This is a genomic window from Solibacillus faecavium, from assembly GCF_014836905.1.
In the GTDB taxonomy this organism is placed as follows: Bacteria; Bacillota; Bacilli; order Bacillales_A; family Planococcaceae; genus Solibacillus; species Solibacillus faecavium.
On the sequence record NZ_JACSPZ010000009.1, the window covers coordinates 86,879 to 105,215 of the forward strand.

Here is an 18,337-nt window from a genome sequence, read left to right on the forward strand (position 1 = left end):
TATACTAAAAAGAGACACCGAATTACTCGATGCCCCCTTCTATCTAATACGCCTTACTTTTTGTCTTTTTCGAACGTTAAGATCAGCATTGGTAATAGCATACCACGTACTAGGAACGTATCAATAATAATCCCTACAGATACGATAAAGCCAAAGACGAACAAATCAGCAATCGGCATTGTCATTAACGCCGCAAAAGTTGCTGCTAAAATAATACCTGCTGAAGAAATTACACCACCCGTATTACGAATCGCAATTTCAAGCGCCTCTTTCACATTCATACGCTTGCGCTCTTCAATGAATCGGGATACTAAAATAATGTTGTAATCGATTCCTAAAGCAACCAGGAATATGAATGCATAAATAGGTACACGTGTACTGATGGCGTCATAGCCGAATAATACATCCACTAGGAAGATTCCTAATCCTAATGCAGATAAGTAAGACACTAAAATTGTTGCCATCATATAAATTGGCATTTTCCAAGATTTCGTTAATACAAATAGCAGTACTAATATTAATATTGTTTCCAAAATTACAATTTTAATGATATCACTGTTATTTACATTGCGTTCATCCACTAATTTTGCTGTCGTACCTGCAAAATACAATTCTCCATCAATGCCTGCTTCAGCTAAATAATCTGCGCTTTTTTCACGCATTTCTTCCAGCTTATCAATCGCTTCAGGTGAATATGGGCTTACATCAAACGCCATTGATAACTTTAATTTTGTGTCATCTTCTGATACAGCAGATGTGCGTACAGACGCAATCGCTTCATCTGACATTAAGGTATCGGCTAATGCCTGCTTTTGCTCCTCTGTTAATGCTTGTTCACTTTCAACTAGCAGTGAAGTTGGTGCAAGTTCCCCTTTATCAAACCGTGATTCAACTATTTCATAGCCGACACGTGATGGCAATTCTTCTGGGAATGATTTAACCGTATCATACTCGTATTCCAAGTTAAGTACGTTAAACGAAGTAATTAACATGAAAATTAAAACTAATCCGCCTGAAAGGTAAGGTTTGTTTACAACAAACTTTGCAATCGGTCCCCAAATACCATGTTTTACTTCTTTTGCTTCACCGTATTTCGGAACTTTCGGCCAGAATGCTTTACGTCCAAATAGGGCAAATAATGCTGGCACTAATGTAATCGATCCAAGCATGATTACAAATACCGCAGTACCAAAGATTGGTGCGAAGTTTTGATAATCACGGAAGTCCGCGAAGAATAAAACAAGCATTGCTGCAAGCACTGTTCCACCTGCAAAGAATACTGGCTCACCAGTTGCACGCATTGCGTATTTCATCGCTTCATATTTATTTTCATAATGATTTAATTCTTCACGGTAACGTGAGAATACGAATAAAGAATAATCGATTACCGCGGCAAATAATAAAATACTCATAATCGAAGTTGTAGAATTATTGATTTCTAAACCAGCTGCGCCCATTAAAGCAACCGACTGATTTACTACTTGATAAACAATTACCGTTGCAAGTAATGGAATAATAGCTAATAGTGGCGAACGGTAAATAATAATTAATAAAACTAAAATAATACCGATTGTCGCAAATAACAGTTGTAAGTCTGCCTGTTCAAATAGCTTTACTGTATCTCCGGCAATCCCCGCAGGACCTGTAATATAAAACTGTGTATCTCCTGTTTTTTCAGCTGCTTCATTTCCGATTTCAGATGCAAAATCGTTAATTTCCGCATACTCAGCATTTCCAAGACCTTTTTCCAACGTCATCGGCACGATCATAGTCGTTTTGTCTTCCGACGTGAAGCCTGCTAAAGCTTGCGGTGGTAAATTCGAGATGTCGATAATTTGATCGATACCTTCAATATCTTCCGCAATCATTGCATTTAAGATTTCTTTCACACTGTCTACGTTAATTTCTCCATCTTCATTATGGAAAACTAGTATACCTGGTGTTCCTTCATCGTTCGGGAAATACTCGCTTAATTTATTTTCAGCGATAATTGACTGCGCATCATCCGGAAGCGACTGGAAGTTTGACACTTTGTATTCACTTAGCATTGGACCGGCACTTAAACCGATCATTAGCACAAGCCAAACAATAAGCGTAATCCAAGCTCCGCGTTTCGTTGATACCCAATCTGTTATTGGATTTAATAGCTTGTTCATTATAATCCTCCTTTTTTCACACTTCTGCATTGTAAAGTAACTATATGAACTCTATATAAACTCAATTGAATTTATCCTTAGTTCGGAAAGTATTAAAAAGACCGAAATGTTGAATTAACAGCATTCCGGTCTTTATAATTGTATTTAGTTAGCTTAGACAATATTTTGTTCTTTTATAAAAATATAATTAACTAGCTGCTTTTTGTCGATTTTCCCAACGGCTGTTTTCGGTAATTCCTGAAGAAAATGAATTTGCTTTGGGACTTTATAATTGGCCAATTGTTCTTTACAATACTGGAAAAGCTGATGCTGAAGATTTTCTGAGGGATTTTCTGCAATTATAAATGCCACAACACATTCACCCCATTTTTCATTCGGAATGCCAATTACCGATACTTCCTGCACTGCTTCATGGGAAATCAGGCATTGTTCAACTTCCTGAGGGTACACATTTTCCCCACCTGATATAATCATTTCCTTTTTCCGACCTACAATATAATAATCGCCGTCTTTATCCATTTTTGCCAAATCCCCTGTTTTTAACCAGCCTTCATCAAAAGTATTAGTCGTTGCTTCTTTATTGTTCCAATACTGTTTAAAAACATGACTGCCTTTTAAATATAGTTCACCTACTTCACCTTGTGCACATAACTTTCCTGCCCTATCCACAATTTTCACTTCATTAAAAAGCATACTTTTTCCGATGGCGCCCTTTTTCTTCATCGCAACTTCTGCATCAATGAAAAAGTTATTCGGTCCCGCTTCCGTTAAACCATATCCCTCTTTAAATAACAGCCCTTTCCTTTGAAAACTTTCATAGATTGGTGTTGGACAAGGTGCCCCTCCCGATAAAAATACTCTTACCGTAGGAAAGTCGGATTCTTTAAAGTAGGCTGTTTCAATCATCAGCTGATACATTGTCGGCACAAATAACGAAACAGTTGTTTTATAATCATCCACCGCACGAATCGCTTTTTCCGGATCAAATTTTTGACCGATTATAACCGTTCCGCCGGCTAGTAGAATCGGTAATGCAAGTGCATTAATACCACCAGTATGGAAAAGAGGCATATAATTTAACGTACAATCTTTGTCATTTAACCCCCAGCTAATGACAGTATTCATCGCATTCACAGTAACCGTTTCATACGAGAGGACAACACCTTTTGGTTTTCCTGTTGTTCCTCCTGTATAGATTATCATCCACGGCAGTTGCGGATCATCATGCCAGCTGTATGTAGAAGGCTCAACTAACTCCGAGCCGCCGCATGTTAGAAGCTTTGCTGGCAAAAGAAGTTCTGCCCGTTCACTATGCACATCATCAGTAATGAGTAAAGCCGGCGTGCAATCGGATAAAACCGCTCGTAATTCTGGTATAGATAACTTCGTATTTAATGGTACATAGATTAATTCGTTTAATCGGCAAGCAATTAAAATAGCAAAGCTTTCGATCGAATTTTCCATTAATATTGCAACCCGATCCCCCTGCTGCAACTGCTGTTTGGAAAATTTATTACTCCACCAGCCTGCATGCTGCATCAGCTCTTTATACGTCCACGCTTCTCCCGTTTCAATTTGAATTAATGCTGTTTTATCGGGTGATTGAGACGCTCGTTTTGCAATCCAAAAGTCTAGCTGTTGCATAAGCCATCCCACCTTCTACATCATAATGCCCCCATCAACTTGCAGAACATGACCTGTAATATAACTTGCCTCATCCGAAGCTAAAAATAAATATGCATTTGCGATATCCTCTGGTTTTCCTAAACGCTGTAAGCTTGTAATACCCTCCATTTGCTGCAACACTTTTTCAGGCATTTTTTCTACCATTGGTGTCGCTGTAAATCCAGGAGCTACAGCATTTACATTGATTCCTTTACGCCCAAGCTCCTTCGCCCATGTTTTCGTCATCCCGATAATTGCTGCTTTCGTTGCAGCATAGTTTGTTTGACCAAAATTACCGTAAACGCCACTTACGGATGAAGTACTGATAATTTTGCCTGACCCTTGTGCAATCATATGCGGCGCTACCGCCTGTGTGCAGTAATAAACGCCATTCAAGTTAATTTGAATTACTTTATCAAAGTCCTCTTCACTCATCTTTACAAGGGTTGCATCACGCGTAATCCCCGCATTATTCACCAATATATCGATTGTGCCAAAATGCGCAACAACTTGTTCGACCATTTGCTTTACTTCAGCCAATTTGGAAACATCCACTGCAAAAAAGGCAACGTTCTCGCCTAAATCTGCTGCTAATTTTTCTCCCTGTTCTTTGTCGTAATCAACAACAGCCACTTTTGCTCCTTCTTCCAAAAAACGTTTTACGGCTGCATAGCCAATTCCCCCTGCACCGCCTGTAATAATTGCTACTTTATTTTCTAAACGCATTTTCCACGACCCCTTTTACGATAAAATAAATGTTTCAATTGCATCTTTTGTTTCACCTAAACTATCGACTAAAGGTGAATGTCCGCAGTTTGCAAGTTTCATGATTTGAGCACGGCCATCAAAATCTTCAATAATTTCATTTGTCATTGCTTCAATTACTACAAAATCGCGATCACCGTATAAAATGAATATTGGAATTTGAATATCTTTTACTCGATTCCTTCCTTTAGACACTTCGTTATCGACCGCACTTATATTGAATGTATTTAATGCATGGTACACATCTGCCAAATTGCGCTGTGTCAGCATATCGTCTACATATTGTTCATAGCGTGCCTCATCCGGTTGATTATGTGTATAAATCGCACTGTTCCAAATAAACTTTAGACCGTCACGATTTTTCGTATCATACATTTGTTGCATCGGTATTGTTTTGACAGGATCCTGTTCAATTTGTTCAATCGTCGCTAAACGATTTGAAAAATCAGGCGTACCATCCTTATTTGAGCCATAAAACGGATAACCACGTGTAGATCCTGAAGCGAATAACACAAGCTTTTTACTGTAATCCGGGTAATCTGCACAAAACTGCATGGCTACATTGCCACCTGTTGACCAGCCAATGATTGTAAAGTCCTTCAACCTAAGTGAATCAACGAAAAGCTTGATATCATCGCTAAAATCTTTGATTGACGTAATTCTTTCATTGTAGGTTGATTCCCCAAAGCCGCGCATATCCACCGCATAAATCGTGAATCGTTCATCCATTGATTCCATCAGTAAATCCCAATGCTTTGAACTCGTCATATTGCCATGCACTAATAAAACAAGTTCATCGCCACCTTCACGCTTACGATACGACAATGTTTCACCATTTGATAATTCCACTTTCGCTAAAACGTCCAGCTTATTCATATTAAGCACCCCACTTCACTGTAATAGCACCCCATGCATAGCCTATACCTGCACTAACTAATGAAACAATTTGACCCTCTTGAAGCTTTCCTTCTTTTCGAGCCAGATACAGTGATAAAATTTGATCGATTTGCCCGATATGACCGTAATGTGACAAATAGATTGAATTCCCCTCTGAAAGACCAAGCTCGTTTAGTACATAATCATGTGCGGACTTTTTCATATGAAGCATCGCAACATAATCTAAATTTTCTTCACTATATCCACTTTTCTGCAATGATTGGCGAATTACCTTTAAAAAATTACTTAAGGACTTTTGCTCCAATCGAAGCTTCATCCCTTCTGGATCAAGAACATCCAATATATAACGTCCTGCTTGAATATGCTCAATTGTTAACGGCTCCTTTGTACCGCCTACTGGGACCACAACATCCTCTGAGAAGGAGCCATCTGTAATAAGGGCTGCTTCAAATACTTCATGACCGCCCGCATTTTTTTGCAAAATCATTGCACCTGCACCTGAGCCCAAATTGAACATAAAGCGGGTCCGCTCATTTTCATAATCGATGAAATCGTGGTTACGATACCCCCCAGCCAACAGCACTGTCTTGATGGAATCATCCGCTATCATTAAGCTTTTTGCTACTTTCATCGCCATAATGGCCGTACCGCATCGAAGCTGGACATCAAATGCCCAAGCATTTACTGCGCCTATTTCTTCTTGAATTTTTATCGCAGCTGTCCATAAAGGGTACTCTTTATGCTCTTCCCCAATATAGATCACAACATCAATCTCCTTAGCATCCACTTGCGCTTCGGCGATTGCTTCCTTTGCTGCTTTCACACTCATTTCAACTGGATGATCGTTCGGTCCGGCTACGACTTTTTCAATAATGCCCATCTTCGTTTCAACAATTGCTACTGGAATATTTGCTTTTTCTGCAATTTTGGCACCTGTCATTCTTCCTTCAGGTAAATACATTCCTAATCCAGTTATTCCGATCATCGCTGTATCTCCTTTTCACGAAGCTTTACAGGTGCCTTTGTTTTTTGCCCTTTTTTCAGCTTCCATTCATAGTAGCGCATTGAAACTGTACCTACGATGCCTCGAGGGAAGAATATCACAGCTAAAATGTATAAAATACCGAAGAAAATAATCCATCGTTCAAAAATTGGATAATCTCTTGCAAGACCTGATAAGTAATGTTGGGCAAATTCAATGACGCCTGCACCAATAATCGGTCCAATTAATGTCCCAACACCGCCAATAATTGTCATCATCAGGGCGTCCAGCGTAATATCCATCGTCATAACACTCGTATTTACGAACCGTAATGAAATGGCGTAAAGCGACCCTGCTAAACTTGCCACTGCACCCGCTATTACTGAAGCAATAATTTTATAACCTAGCGTTTTATAGCCTAATGAACGAGTACGTGGTTCATTTTCACGAATCGCTACAAGCACTTTTCCGAACGGAGATGCAACAATACGTTTCAGTAAAATGAAAACTACAACTAAACAAATAAGCACAAGAAAGTAAAAGTAAATACGTTCGCGAAACAATTCGGGGGCGCGGAATGTAAATCCGTCATTCCCTTTTGTTACCGTGCGCCATTTTTCAGCTAACACTAAAAACAAACCCGAAATGGCTAGTGTAAACATTGCATAAAAGTGACTTTTCAAACGGAGCGTCAATGCGCCGCTTATTACACTAATAATTGCGGATAACACGATTCCGACTACAATTGAAGCAGCAAAGATTCCGATTGATGGACCGAAATCACTCAGCATAATCGCCGTCGTATAGGCGCCAATTCCAAAAAACATTGCATGACCGAATGAAATGATACCCGTGTAACCTAGTAAAATATCGTAACTCATTGCGAGTATCGCAAAAATACAAAACTGTGTTAATAAAATTGTCATTGTACGAGAATCCAATACAAATGGTAATACGGCCATGACCCCGACAACTATTGCGTACACAATATTCACTTTAGATAATAATAATGGCTGTTTAATCATCGAATCACCCCTTCGCAACTGTAAATAAGCCTTGTGGACGGAAAATTAGTACACTTGCCATTAAAATCATATTGACCGCAACGGATAGAAACGGCACATAATACGCCATAAAGCTTCCTGCAAGCCCTACTAAAATTGCTGCCATCAAAGAACCTTGGAAACTTCCCATTCCGCCGATGACTACAACGATAAATCCTAAAATCGCATATTCCATTCCCATTTCCGCATATACAACCCCTGAATACGGAGCCATCAGCATTCCGCCCAACGCCGCCAATGCCGCACCGCACATAAATACAAGTAAAAATACGCGCTTAATGTTAATACCTAATGCCTGTGTCATTTCCCGATTCATAACACCAGCCCGAACAACCAATCCGATTTTCGTTCGATTTAAAATGAAATACAGAACACCAAATAAAGCAAAACCAACAACGATAATGAAAATCCGGTATTTAATAATCGTTAAATCACCAATTTGCCAGCTGCCTGCCAAGTAAGAAGGAACTTTAACAGGTACACCGTTTGGACCAAAAACTACTTTGATCATTTCCTGGAGCACGAGCATAAATCCGAGTGTAATTAAAATTTGCTGTACGTGATTTCCGTAAACTGGCTTAATAATAAGTTTTTCTGTAATAAATCCAAGAACAAGACCTGTGAGAATCGCAACAACAATTCCGACTATAAAACTGTTGCTCCATAAATAGGTGAATACCCCTGTATAGGCACCCCATACAAACAGTCCGCCGTGTGCAAAGTTCAGCACATCCATTAACCCGAATATTAGTGTTAAACCGGCTGCCAGTAAGAAAATAAGCATTCCTGTCGCTAGTCCATTTATCGTTAAACTAATTATTAGTTCCATCCGCTTCCCCTCCTTATCCGATTCCTAAATATTTACGCTTAAGCTGTTCGTCTTCGATTAAACCTTGCATTTCCCCTGATTGCACAGTCCGCCCGTCATCAATCAATGTGAATGTATCGCCGATTTTACTCGCCATCATAAAGTTCTGTTCAACAAGTACGATCGATGTATGCTTTTTCATTTCAGTAATAGCTTCCATTACTTTCTCGATAACAATTGGCGCAAGGCCTTTGGATGGTTCATCGATTAGAAGCAGCTTGCTGTCGTTGACAAAAGCCCTTGCCATCGCAAGCATTTGCTTTTGGCCACCCGATAAGTTGCCTCCTTGCTTTTTCCAAAACTTTTTTAAATCCGGGAATAACTCTAAAATGTACGCTTGCTTTTGCATTGTCGCATCGGTTTCTTTTCGAATCGCCACTTTCATGTTTTCCTCCACTGTCAGCTGCCCGAAAATTCCCTGATCCTCAGGCACATAGCCAATTCCACTGTTGGCAATATCATAAGGTGCCATTTTCGTAATATCTTTCCCGTCGAACTGAATCGTACCTTTCGACGCCGGTGTTAAGCCCATAATCGTGCGAAGCGTCGTCGTTTTCCCAGCGCCATTCCGCCCTAGTAAAACTGAAACTTCTCCTGCTTTCGCTTCAAAATTGATGCCTTGCAAAATATGATATTGTGAAATAAACGTTTCCACACGCTCTAACGTTAAAATATTACTCATATGCAAGGCCTCCTAAATACGCTTGTTGTACCGTTTCATTGTTCATAATCTCTTCAGGTGTTCCATCAGCTAATAGCGCCCCGTTGAACAGTACCATAATTGAATCGGATAAATCGATAATCATATCCATTTTGTGCTCAATTAATAAGATGGTCTTATCACCGCGCTCCTTAATGGAACGAATTACATCCAATATTGCAGGTACTTCCTCCAGTGACATGCCGGCTGTCGGCTCATCCAATAGTAAAATTTCAGTATCAAGTGCCAGTAACATTCCGATTTCCAGTTTTCTTTTTTCACCATGGGAAAGCTGATTCGCCACTTGATGCATTTTGTCGGTTAATAGCACTTGTTCCAAAATCTCAACCGCTTCATTCGTAATCTCTTTATATTTCAGAAAGTGGTTGAGCATGTGAAAGCGCACTTTCCGCTTCGACTGAACGGCAAGGCGTACATTTTCCAGTACCGTTAAATTCGGAAACACATTCGTAATTTGAAATGAACGCCCGATACCTAAACGAGTTCGTTCAACAGAAGACTTTTTATGAAGTGATAACCCTTTAAAAAACACATCGCCTTCAGTTGGCTCCAGTTCACCACTGATTAAATTAAAGAAAGTTGTTTTTCCTGCACCATTCGGACCAATAATGGATTTAAAATGCTTTGGTGCCATTTCAAAGTTAATATTATCTACCGCTTTATGCTCACCAAACTTAATCGATAAATTGCTCGTTTTTATAATCGGTTCCATCATCTCACCCTCTCATATTGATTTACATTGCGGGTCGGACGCTTTCCAGGGGCCAGGCTCGTGCCTGTAGTCTCTCGCTCGGGTTGGTCCCTAGGAGTCGCCTCCCCTCCATTCCAATCAACTCATTTTCATAAACCTTTCCATTTCGTATAAACGCCATGGAAACCTTTATAACAAAAGGCTGTCTTGAAAGTTCAACACTTTTTAGACAGCCTCACTTATTTACTAATTTAAAATAGGAGGTTCCGTTTCTTCTGGTAGTAGTTCACGTATTAATACCGGTACTGGATAATCAAATTCCGCTACCTTTTCAAGTCGGATGGCATACATCGTTTGTAATGCCTGGTGGTCTTCTTTACGGAATGTCATCGTTCCTTTTGGTGTCTCGAATGACATACCTTCCATTAATGGAATAAGTGCATTTCCATCGGCATCACCACCTGATTTTTTCAATGCTTCTACAATGGCAACCGCCGCTGTAAATCCGCCTGGTGTGAACAAATCCGGTACCTCTCCGTTGAATCTTGCTTTATGCTCTTCTACTAACCAATCATTTACTTCATTGTTTGGTAATGTATGGTGATATACCGAGAATCCTTCCATTCCTACTAAAGGCTCCATAAATTGAAGCGCAATAATATCGGGTGCTCCAGTTGAAATTTTAATCCCTTTTTCCTGTAGCTTTAGATCTGCAATCTGGTTCCATGGAGAGTTAGCCCCTGCCCATACAACGAATAAAAACTCTGGTTTTGCTTCAATAATTTTTTGTAAGTTGGATGTAAAGTCGGTTGCTGCTGGATCTGCATATTCTTCCAATACAATGTCAGCTCCTAACTTTTCAGCTGCCGCTTTAAATGCCGATACCCCATCCCAACCGAATGAATAGTCAGGTGCGAATGTTGCGATTTTTACACCTTCTCCTGCAATTGCCGCTGCAGCTGCATAAGCATCCTGTGATGAATTACGTGCTGTTCTGAAAATGTAAGGGTTAAACTCTGAACCTGTAATACTATCTGCTACTGCTGGTTCAACAATCATAATCTTTTCGTACTCTTCTGCTAGTGGAAGTACTGCCAATGTGTCACCTGAACTTGAAGAGCCCACTAAAAAATCAACTGCGTCATCTTCCAATAGCTTCGTTGCCTTTTGCACCGCTACTTCCGGTTTTGTTTCTGTATCTTCCCAAACGACTTCAATTTTACGTCCTTCCACTTCCATCGTGCCGTCTGTTGCATATTCAAGACCTAGTTCAAAGCCGTTTCTCGTTTGTTTACCGTACGATTCAAGTGCTCCTGTTAATGATGCAAGTACACCAACTTTAATCGGATCTGATGAAGCAGCTGTTTCTTTTGTACCGCTTTCACCTTGCTCAGCTGAAGTAGATGTAGTTGATGAATCATCACTGTCTGCTGAATCACTGTTACATGCAACTAATAAGAAAACCGATAACACCGCAAAAATTAACCATAAACGCTTTTTCATTCAATGTCCCTCCCAGCAATATTTTCAGCATAGCTATCTGCTTAATCGTAATGTAACATCGCCAAGTTACAAATGAGTTACATTCAATAAATGGAATTTGGAATAAAGGGGGAATTCTGGAGAGAACTTGAGGCGTTATGCCATTGCCCGACCTAAGAGATTTCTAATACACAGCGAATTTTTTTCTGAAAATTAATTTGTTCTAATAAAAGTTGATATCTTCTAATAAAAATTAATTTGTTCTAATATAAATTCGATTTTCTAATATATAGTTTGGTTGTGCTAGTATCGCTTCGCATTGTTCTAAAATCGGTTCTCAATCTTCTAATTCCGCTCTGCCTTTTTCTAATAAGCTGCTCGACTGTTCTAATAAAACGCTCTTCACGTTTCCTCCCTTTAATAACCCGTACGCTCTAGCCTTCCCAATTAAAAAAGCTATGTCGAAATTATATTTTCAACATAGCTCTCAATCTATTTACATTTTTAATACAAGTTCATACAATTGCTCGGTCGGGTCCATCGGTGTAATTTTATATTGCACATCAAGGACATTGACGCAGCGCTCATATTGTTTTAGTGCTTCCCGGCGATTACCTAAATAATAATGGGCAAGCATCAACAACCGATACCCCTCTTCATGTCCTTCATCAAGTGCAATAATTCGTTCTGCCCAACGAATAACTTTATCAAATTCTTGAAGCCGTACATAGTTTTGTGCGACACGTTCCAGAATTTTAAGTATTTGCTCATTATAATGCGCCTGAATCGATTCAATCCACTCACGTTCAATATCGGAACAAAATTGGCCGTCCACTAGTCTCATTGCAAGCTTTAGCCATTCATTTGAAAGCTTGGCTGTTTTTTCTTCCATTCCCCGTTGTGCATAATACGTAAAATGCGCTACATCACTTTGAATCCAACGACTTTCCAGTTTATATAAATGTTGGCGACGAGTGATAAAATTGCTTTCCTCACGTGCGGAACGTGTGGGCTCTAACGTTTTTAACATTGCATTAAAAACAACTTTAAAATCGCGTTGCATCGCTTCTTCATCCTGTTGCCAAATCGCTTCACAGATTTGCTGGCGCGATACGAATTGCTCACGGTGAATATATAAATACAAAAACAGTTCTTTCGCTTTCATTCGTTTCCACTCTTTATCATGTATGACATGATATTCTCGACGAATCTGAATAGGACCAAACAACGTCAGGGCTAGTTCTGTACTCGGCGCTTCCTGTATTTTCAATTGATCGAATACAGGCATTTCAAGTTGGAGTTGTTTAGCAAGCTGGACAAATATGATTAAATGCTGTGGTCCGAAAAGGGTTTTCTTTTCCATAAAAAATGGATAGTCATTCACACATAGTTCCCAAAAATACTGATAGTGTTCGGATGCTTTCCATTTATCATCCACTTTTAAAAAACAATACGCCAGCCAAAAAGAACAAACCATTTGTCCATACGTATCTTCACTACGCTCATAGTAAGATAAAGCTTGCTTGGCCGTATCGATCGCTTCCTCATAATGGCTATTTTCCGCCAGCACTTTCGTTAATGCTGTCAGTAAAAATGCAGACATCCAAAAATCCTGTACTTTGTTTGTTTCCCTTAATCCTATTTGGGCATGGCGCTTCGCCTCAACAACATTATTGCGATAATATAAAATGAGCCCCATATAGCACTCGGCTGTAATACGCTTAACATGTATTTGATTTAATAGCTCCAGTGTCTCATCAAAGCATGCTTTTGCACGCTCAAAATCTTTCATTTCCATATTTAAAAGTGCAAGTCCTTTACGTAGCTTTGTAAGCGCAAGCGTGTAGGGCATATCAACAAGCTCTTCTTTGCCACCTTCAATAATACGTGTATAGGCCTGTATATTTTCACCCATTAATATATCAATTAAAACGAGGAGTAAATCTGTCGTACGATGTGCTTCTTCCCATTGAAAGGGTTTTGATATTCGTGCATTTAACAACTCTTTTGCTTTTTCCAATTGACCATGCCGTAAATAAAGACGCGCATCAATATTGTTAATGCTTAACTGTAGATTTTGAGAATTACTCCATCGAAGAGCCTCCCCTGCTTTCCCTAAATTAATGAGATTTTCAGTATAAAGGCTATTAATAAGATGACGTTCTGTATCACTGAGTTTTACTTCATTTAATAATGCGATAGCTTGCTGCAAATGGTGTTCTGCAAAAACTGGCTGTAGGGTGTCCAAATAAATATTGGCAAGGCCAAATTGTGAGCGCATTAAAAATAATTGATCTTGCTGCAATTGAGCTTTTATAAAACATTCATTGTACGCATTTTTCGCCTTCTCATATTGTGCACGGTACCGCTGACATTCCCCTTCATAATAGAGAAGCTGATACGGCTTTTGATCGAGTGAAAAGTCTTTCAACCTTTCCAATAGAAATTCGAATTGACCGGCTTCAATAAATTGAGGAGCGAAATGCAGTAATAATTGGATATAATAATGCTGATTTTTTAGTTGTTTAGCATGTGTGACCGCGAGTACTCCTAAGTTTTGGAGAGCATAATACTCGGCAGCCTGTTCATGAAACTCCTCATATAGGTCCGAGTAGTATTCACTCAACCGTTGCTGCAGGAATTGTTGGAACAATGCATGAAAACGGTATTTTGTTCCTCCTGCTAACGGCGTAATAAACGCAAGCTCGTCTAATTTCGGCTTAACTTGTTCAATCCATTCCAGCCCATATAGCTCCGTAATGACATCAAGCGATATAACTTGATGAATACCAAGCTTTAAAAGCTGAAGCTGAAGTTGCTCGTCTAACTTGTCGAACACTTCTGCAGATAGGTAGTCAAAAAAATTCCCGACCGTTCCTTCTGCAATATCAATAAGCTTTTCCTGACTATACTTAGCCTTATAGCCAAGCAGCATAATTGCCATTGCCCAGCCTTCTGTCATTTGCATAATAAATTCACACTGTTCATCGGTTAATTGACGCTCAAAGAAAGCTTCAAATAAATATTGGACATCATCTTCAGTAAAAATAAACTCCTGCTCTAAACATTCTATTAACTGATTATTCATTCGAAGCGTTAACAAACAGCTCCACTCCGGCATTTTCCTCGTCGCCACTATAATATGGAGATTGCTAGGTAAATATTGAAGTATTTGATTCATGACGTAATTAATTTGAAACACATGCGATACATGGTGATAGTCGTCCAGCACGATTAAAAATGGTTCTTTAATATCGTGCAGCTCATTGGCAATTTGCTTTGAAAGCTGCAATAACTCTTCCATGTTATGAAACTTTACTGTTACATCCCACCCTTTTAGCTTTTCGCCAAATGAAGGGAAATGCTGTTGGATACTAAAAATAAAATGGCGTAAAAACGGAAATATCGAATCATCATCTGGTGTTATTTGATACCAGGCGCATTTAGTTTTTTGATCATTTATAAATTGACTAATAAGCGATGTTTTTCCATACCCTGCGCTACTATGTAAAATGGTACATTTTGCATGTGGCCAATCTGAAAGCTTCTTCATTAATTTTGCTCTTCTTAAATAGTTATTCGCCGGTGTCGGAGGTATAAGTTTCGAGACAAAAATATGTTGCTCCATGCTTCCCACCCCATTTACAGTTAATTACAAATATATTAACACAAAGCAGATAATTATTCTGTTAAATACAGATTTTTTACATATACTTAACCCCTACTAATAAGTTTATTACTATAGTGGGCTTAATATTAAAGATGTTTAGGAAAAAGACTGTTTCCCCGGTTTAAGCTAGAATATTTTATCCCAGATCATTAATATAATAAGTAAAGATGCAGCAACCGTCATAAAGCTGATTAGAATATAACCAATAATACGAATTGGTTTTGGCATTTGCTTCATATTATAGGAACTCGGTGTACCTATATGTTTTTGATAATGCTCATCTACATCGTTGAATGGTTTTTTCTCCATTTCCTTCACTTCATTCCTTTTTCTATATATACATTTTTCTGGAAGAGAAAGTTTCAAAATACACGCGTTTTTAAATGTATGAAAATATGCATGAAAATATCTTATAAAACATATTATTATAAGGTATGAAAGCGGAAACAAACGCTAAAAATATATAATTACCAACGATTTATGAACATTCATTCAATAAAAAAGAGGTAAATTACACTTTACTTAATTTTCTGAATATTGTATAGTTATAAAAAGGAGCTGATAATATGATTAACTACACTTATTTAGCTACAGATGACAATGACGTTTCTTACTTATTCGAAGACAACAGTGATTTCTTCGATTTAGACAGCTTTGATGACAATGATATTTAAAGAACATTCATACGACTTGGATTGTAATAAAACGAAAAAGGATGTGGCGGATTAATAATTACCCGCTACATCCTTTTTCATTTTACATATTGGATCAACCATTCATCTTGCTGCTTTTTCATAGAAATGCCGATAAAGCCTTGTTGTATAAGCTGTTGCTGAGCATTTGTCTCATTCATTGAAACATAACGTTCTTCAGCCCATTGACGGTCTACTTCCGACAGCTTCTTCATAAATACATAGCGCAATTTTCCACCGTATTTCAGCTTTAATGCTGCTATATGCATATTTTGAGAGAACTTGTCTTTCATGCTCGCGATATTACCCGGCATCACCGTTGCACAGACAACATTATATTTTGCCAGATTTACTTGTTGCATAATAATGTTTGCCATTGTCCGTTGTAATCCATAGCCCCGATATTGCGGGTGTACATTTGATATTTCTTGGTACAGCACTTTTTTCAGTTCATCTTCTGTTTGTAAACCGATATCATACCCTAAATGCTCCTCATCAATAACCGGTTCAAGTAAAGCTCGAAATGCAATTAATTTCTCTTTAACGAAAACACCAATCATTAGGCCATTTCCTTTTAATATAAAGCCCAATTCTCCTTCGTCAAGTGGCTGTAAAATCGCTTTATCCGGCAATGCGTCTACGACTTCCTGCTGCAGGTTCATTAACTGCGGTATATGGGATTCATTCAGTAAATTAACGGTGAACTCATCATTCCCTAAAAATCCTGTCGCAATCATTATTGCACCACACATTTTTCACGTGTTAGTTCGGCCAAAACTGTTTCATCCACATCAACACCTAAACCCGAGCGTTCGTTTAACTGAATGAACGGTACATTATATTGAAGGTTCCCGATATCTTTAGAAAACTTTAATGGTCCTGTTAACTCAACACTTGTAAACACCTTATTTGAAAATGCTACATGGAATCCCGCTGCTGATCCGACAGAAGATTCGACCATGGAACCGATTTGGCATTCAATACCCGCCATTTCCGCCATATGCGCAAGCTTCATTGCAGGATACATCCCACCACACTTCATTAATTTTATATTTACTTTATCCGCAGCACGTTTTGCTATGATTTCCCGCATTTCACGGACACCACGTAAACCTTCATCTATCATGACAGGAATGGCTGTTTTTGATTTAATTTCAACCATACCATCAATATCATCGGCACGTACCGGCTGCTCCAGCCAGTCAATATTTAAATGTTCAAGTTCGCGTACTGCCTGCATCGTTGTTGAGCTATTTACCCAGCCTTGGTTGACATCTACGCGAATCGCAATATTATTACCGACTCTCTCACGGACTGCTTTAATACGTGCGACATCACTTGCGACATCGCGGCCAACTTTCATTTTGAATGAGTTATATCCTTCTTCTACACGCTCGGCTGCTTCATTCGCCATTTTTTCAGGTGTACCGATACTTAATACATGCGTAATTGGAAACTTCTCGTAATAGCGTCCGCCTGTTAATTGATAAGCCGGCACACCAAGCTTCTTCCCAACTAAATCAAAGCAAGCAATATCAATAGCTGCCTTAGCTGCTGGCGCACTATAAATCAATGCATCCATTTTGGCATGAATCTTTTCAAAGTTCATCGGGTTTTCCCCGATCATTGCAGGAGCTAATGTATGCTTTAAAACAGCAAACGTGCCTTCCAGTGTTTCGCCCGTAACATGCTCATCCGGCACGGCTTCTCCCCAGCCCACTAATCCACAATCTGTTGTCATCTTTACAATGATTGACGGCATATTTGGGTATGTACCGTAGCTTACGATAAATGGTTCAATTAATGGTAATTCAATATTAAATAATTCAATGTTTTTAATTTTTAACATTTGTTTTCCTCCTATATATAGCTACGCTCGAAATGAATGAAATTAAAGGGGACGCTTAATCGTGAATTGCTCTCCAATTTTCGCATAATCATTTCCAGCTAAACGACTTATAGCAGCTAGTTCTTGTGAATCGATCCGACCATCTTCATATATACTTTCTTCTATATGATAATATACAACTTTACCTATAATCAGGTCACACCCTGGGTTATTTTCTTCTCCACCAAGCTCCAGTGCGGTTTCTAATTCGCATTCAAAACGTACTTTGGCCTCTTTTACTCCCGGAACACCGATTTTTGTACTTCCAACCAATGTCAGCCCAGTCATTTCCACTTCACTTTCCTCTGGAGGTAAGCTCGCTGCCGTTTCATTTACCTTTTCAACATTTTCCGTATCGACTATATGTACAACAAATTGACGATTGGCAAGAATATTTCTTGCCGTATCCTTCATTTCCCCTTGCTTGCGCTGAACACTTACGGAAATCATCGGAGGATTTGAAGATACAATATTAAAAAAGCTAAACGGTGCAGCATTTACCACACCTTCTGCTGATACCGATGTTACAAAGGCAATTGGCCTAGGAATTATGGAACCAATCAAAAACTTATAATTTTCCCGCTCTGATAATTGTTTTGGATCTATTTTTCGCATAAAATTTCGCCTCTTTTCTTATCACTATTTGACTTTAGAGGAACAGTTCGTGACTCGTCAAATAATTTTATTTCTATTCAAAATTAGTATGAGTATTTTTATACAAACTCATTTTCAGCATTATTCTGCTCCATTATTCAGTAAATTAATGTAAAAAAGCACCGTGAAATCGGTAAAGGCA

15 protein-coding genes are annotated in these 18,337 nt (G+C 38.8%); all 15 read right to left on the reverse strand.

Translation table 11 applies throughout. The features are described 5' to 3' along the window. Positions 1-53: 53 nt before the first annotated feature. The 15 genes from H9635_RS15810 to H9635_RS15880 all read right to left on the reverse strand — a co-directional run bounded on the left by H9635_RS15810 (position 54) and on the right by H9635_RS15880 (position 18,156). The gene (locus H9635_RS15810) at positions 54-2,156 is read right to left on the reverse strand and encodes an MMPL family transporter (protein WP_191701276.1); all 2,103 of its coding nucleotides are present in this window, start codon (positions 2,154-2,156) and stop codon (positions 54-56) included. A gap of 153 nt (positions 2,157-2,309) precedes the next feature. After that, entirely contained in the window at positions 2,310-3,800 is a 1,491-nt protein-coding gene (locus H9635_RS15815) for a class I adenylate-forming enzyme family protein (protein WP_191701277.1), read from the reverse strand. A 15-nt stretch (positions 3,801-3,815) separates the two neighbouring features. Beyond that, the gene (fabG, locus tag H9635_RS15820; protein WP_191701278.1) at positions 3,816-4,547 is read right to left on the reverse strand and encodes a 3-oxoacyl-ACP reductase FabG; all 732 of its coding nucleotides are present in this window, start codon (positions 4,545-4,547) and stop codon (positions 3,816-3,818) included. A gap of 15 nt (positions 4,548-4,562) precedes the next feature. Beyond that, positions 4,563-5,462 carry an intracellular short-chain-length polyhydroxyalkanoate depolymerase gene (phaZ, locus tag H9635_RS15825; protein ID WP_191701279.1) on the reverse strand — a complete coding sequence of 300 codons (900 nt, stop codon included), beginning with the start codon at positions 5,460-5,462 and terminating at the stop codon, positions 4,563-4,565. Position 5,463: 1 nt separating this feature from the next. Then, positions 5,464-6,468 (reverse strand): 3-oxoacyl-ACP synthase, encoded by a 1,005-nt coding sequence (locus H9635_RS15830; protein ID WP_191701280.1) that lies wholly within the window; start codon positions 6,466-6,468, stop codon positions 5,464-5,466. Beyond that, complete coding sequence (locus H9635_RS15835) at positions 6,465-7,490, reverse strand: branched-chain amino acid ABC transporter permease (protein WP_191701281.1); 1,026 nt, start codon at positions 7,488-7,490, stop codon at positions 6,465-6,467. Before H9635_RS15835 ends, H9635_RS15830 begins: the two co-directional genes overlap by 4 nt. 4 nt (positions 7,491-7,494) lie before the next feature. Continuing rightward, complete coding sequence (locus H9635_RS15840) at positions 7,495-8,358, reverse strand: branched-chain amino acid ABC transporter permease (protein WP_191701282.1); 864 nt, start codon at positions 8,356-8,358, stop codon at positions 7,495-7,497. Positions 8,359-8,371: 13 nt separating this feature from the next. Beyond that, positions 8,372-9,079 carry an ABC transporter ATP-binding protein gene (locus H9635_RS15845; protein ID WP_191701283.1) on the reverse strand — a complete coding sequence of 236 codons (708 nt, stop codon included), beginning with the start codon at positions 9,077-9,079 and terminating at the stop codon, positions 8,372-8,374. Beyond that, a complete protein-coding gene (locus H9635_RS15850; protein ID WP_191701284.1) occupies positions 9,072-9,830 on the reverse strand; it encodes an ABC transporter ATP-binding protein in 759 nt (252 codons plus the stop codon). Before H9635_RS15850 ends, H9635_RS15845 begins: the two co-directional genes overlap by 8 nt. 225 nt (positions 9,831-10,055) lie before the next feature. After that, positions 10,056-11,312: a substrate-binding domain-containing protein gene (locus H9635_RS15855; RefSeq protein ID WP_191701285.1), complete on the reverse strand. Its 1,257-nt coding sequence runs from the start codon at positions 11,310-11,312 to the stop codon at positions 10,056-10,058. Between the two features lie 475 nt (positions 11,313-11,787). After that, positions 11,788-14,919 (reverse strand): BTAD domain-containing putative transcriptional regulator, encoded by a 3,132-nt coding sequence (locus H9635_RS15860; protein WP_191701286.1) that lies wholly within the window; start codon positions 14,917-14,919, stop codon positions 11,788-11,790. Between the two features lie 168 nt (positions 14,920-15,087). Beyond that, positions 15,088-15,270 carry an amino acid transporter gene (locus H9635_RS15865; RefSeq protein WP_191701287.1) on the reverse strand — a complete coding sequence of 61 codons (183 nt, stop codon included), beginning with the start codon at positions 15,268-15,270 and terminating at the stop codon, positions 15,088-15,090. Positions 15,271-15,712: 442 nt separating this feature from the next. Then, on the reverse strand, positions 15,713-16,390 hold the full coding sequence (locus tag H9635_RS15870) for a GNAT family N-acetyltransferase (RefSeq protein ID WP_191701288.1): 678 nt from the start codon (positions 16,388-16,390) through the stop codon (positions 15,713-15,715). After that, positions 16,390-17,502 (reverse strand): mandelate racemase/muconate lactonizing enzyme family protein, encoded by a 1,113-nt coding sequence (locus tag H9635_RS15875; RefSeq protein WP_191701289.1) that lies wholly within the window; start codon positions 17,500-17,502, stop codon positions 16,390-16,392. The genes H9635_RS15870 and H9635_RS15875 overlap by 1 nt, the downstream gene beginning before the upstream one ends. A gap of 42 nt (positions 17,503-17,544) precedes the next feature. Then, positions 17,545-18,156 carry a flavin reductase family protein gene (locus tag H9635_RS15880; protein WP_191701290.1) on the reverse strand — a complete coding sequence of 204 codons (612 nt, stop codon included), beginning with the start codon at positions 18,154-18,156 and terminating at the stop codon, positions 17,545-17,547. Positions 18,157-18,337: the final 181 nt, after the last annotated feature.

Excerpts from the sequence above, each read along its gene's own strand:
- H9635_RS15810 (WP_191701276.1), bottom strand. The coding sequence starts at position 2,156 with ATGAACAAGCTATTAAATCCAATAACAGATTGGGTATCAACGAAACGC.
- H9635_RS15815 (WP_191701277.1), bottom strand. The coding sequence starts at position 3,800 with ATGCAACAGCTAGACTTTTGGATTGCAAAACGAGCGTCTCAATCACCC.
- fabG (WP_191701278.1), bottom strand. The coding sequence starts at position 4,547 with ATGCGTTTAGAAAATAAAGTAGCAATTATTACAGGCGGTGCAGGGGGA.
- phaZ (WP_191701279.1), bottom strand. The coding sequence starts at position 5,462 with ATGAATAAGCTGGACGTTTTAGCGAAAGTGGAATTATCAAATGGTGAA.
- H9635_RS15830 (WP_191701280.1), bottom strand. The coding sequence starts at position 6,468 with ATGATCGGAATAACTGGATTAGGAATGTATTTACCTGAAGGAAGAATG.
- H9635_RS15835 (WP_191701281.1), bottom strand. The coding sequence starts at position 7,490 with ATGATTAAACAGCCATTATTATTATCTAAAGTGAATATTGTGTACGCA.
- H9635_RS15840 (WP_191701282.1), bottom strand. The coding sequence starts at position 8,358 with ATGGAACTAATAATTAGTTTAACGATAAATGGACTAGCGACAGGAATG.
- H9635_RS15845 (WP_191701283.1), bottom strand. The coding sequence starts at position 9,079 with ATGAGTAATATTTTAACGTTAGAGCGTGTGGAAACGTTTATTTCACAA.
- H9635_RS15850 (WP_191701284.1), bottom strand. The coding sequence starts at position 9,830 with ATGGAACCGATTATAAAAACGAGCAATTTATCGATTAAGTTTGGTGAG.
- H9635_RS15855 (WP_191701285.1), bottom strand. The coding sequence starts at position 11,312 with ATGAAAAAGCGTTTATGGTTAATTTTTGCGGTGTTATCGGTTTTCTTA.
- H9635_RS15860 (WP_191701286.1), bottom strand. The coding sequence starts at position 14,919 with ATGGAGCAACATATTTTTGTCTCGAAACTTATACCTCCGACACCGGCG.
- H9635_RS15865 (WP_191701287.1), bottom strand. The coding sequence starts at position 15,270 with ATGGAGAAAAAACCATTCAACGATGTAGATGAGCATTATCAAAAACAT.
- H9635_RS15870 (WP_191701288.1), bottom strand. The coding sequence starts at position 16,390 with ATGATTGCGACAGGATTTTTAGGGAATGATGAGTTCACCGTTAATTTA.
- H9635_RS15875 (WP_191701289.1), bottom strand. The coding sequence starts at position 17,502 with ATGTTAAAAATTAAAAACATTGAATTATTTAATATTGAATTACCATTA.
- H9635_RS15880 (WP_191701290.1), bottom strand. The coding sequence starts at position 18,156 with ATGCGAAAAATAGATCCAAAACAATTATCAGAGCGGGAAAATTATAAG.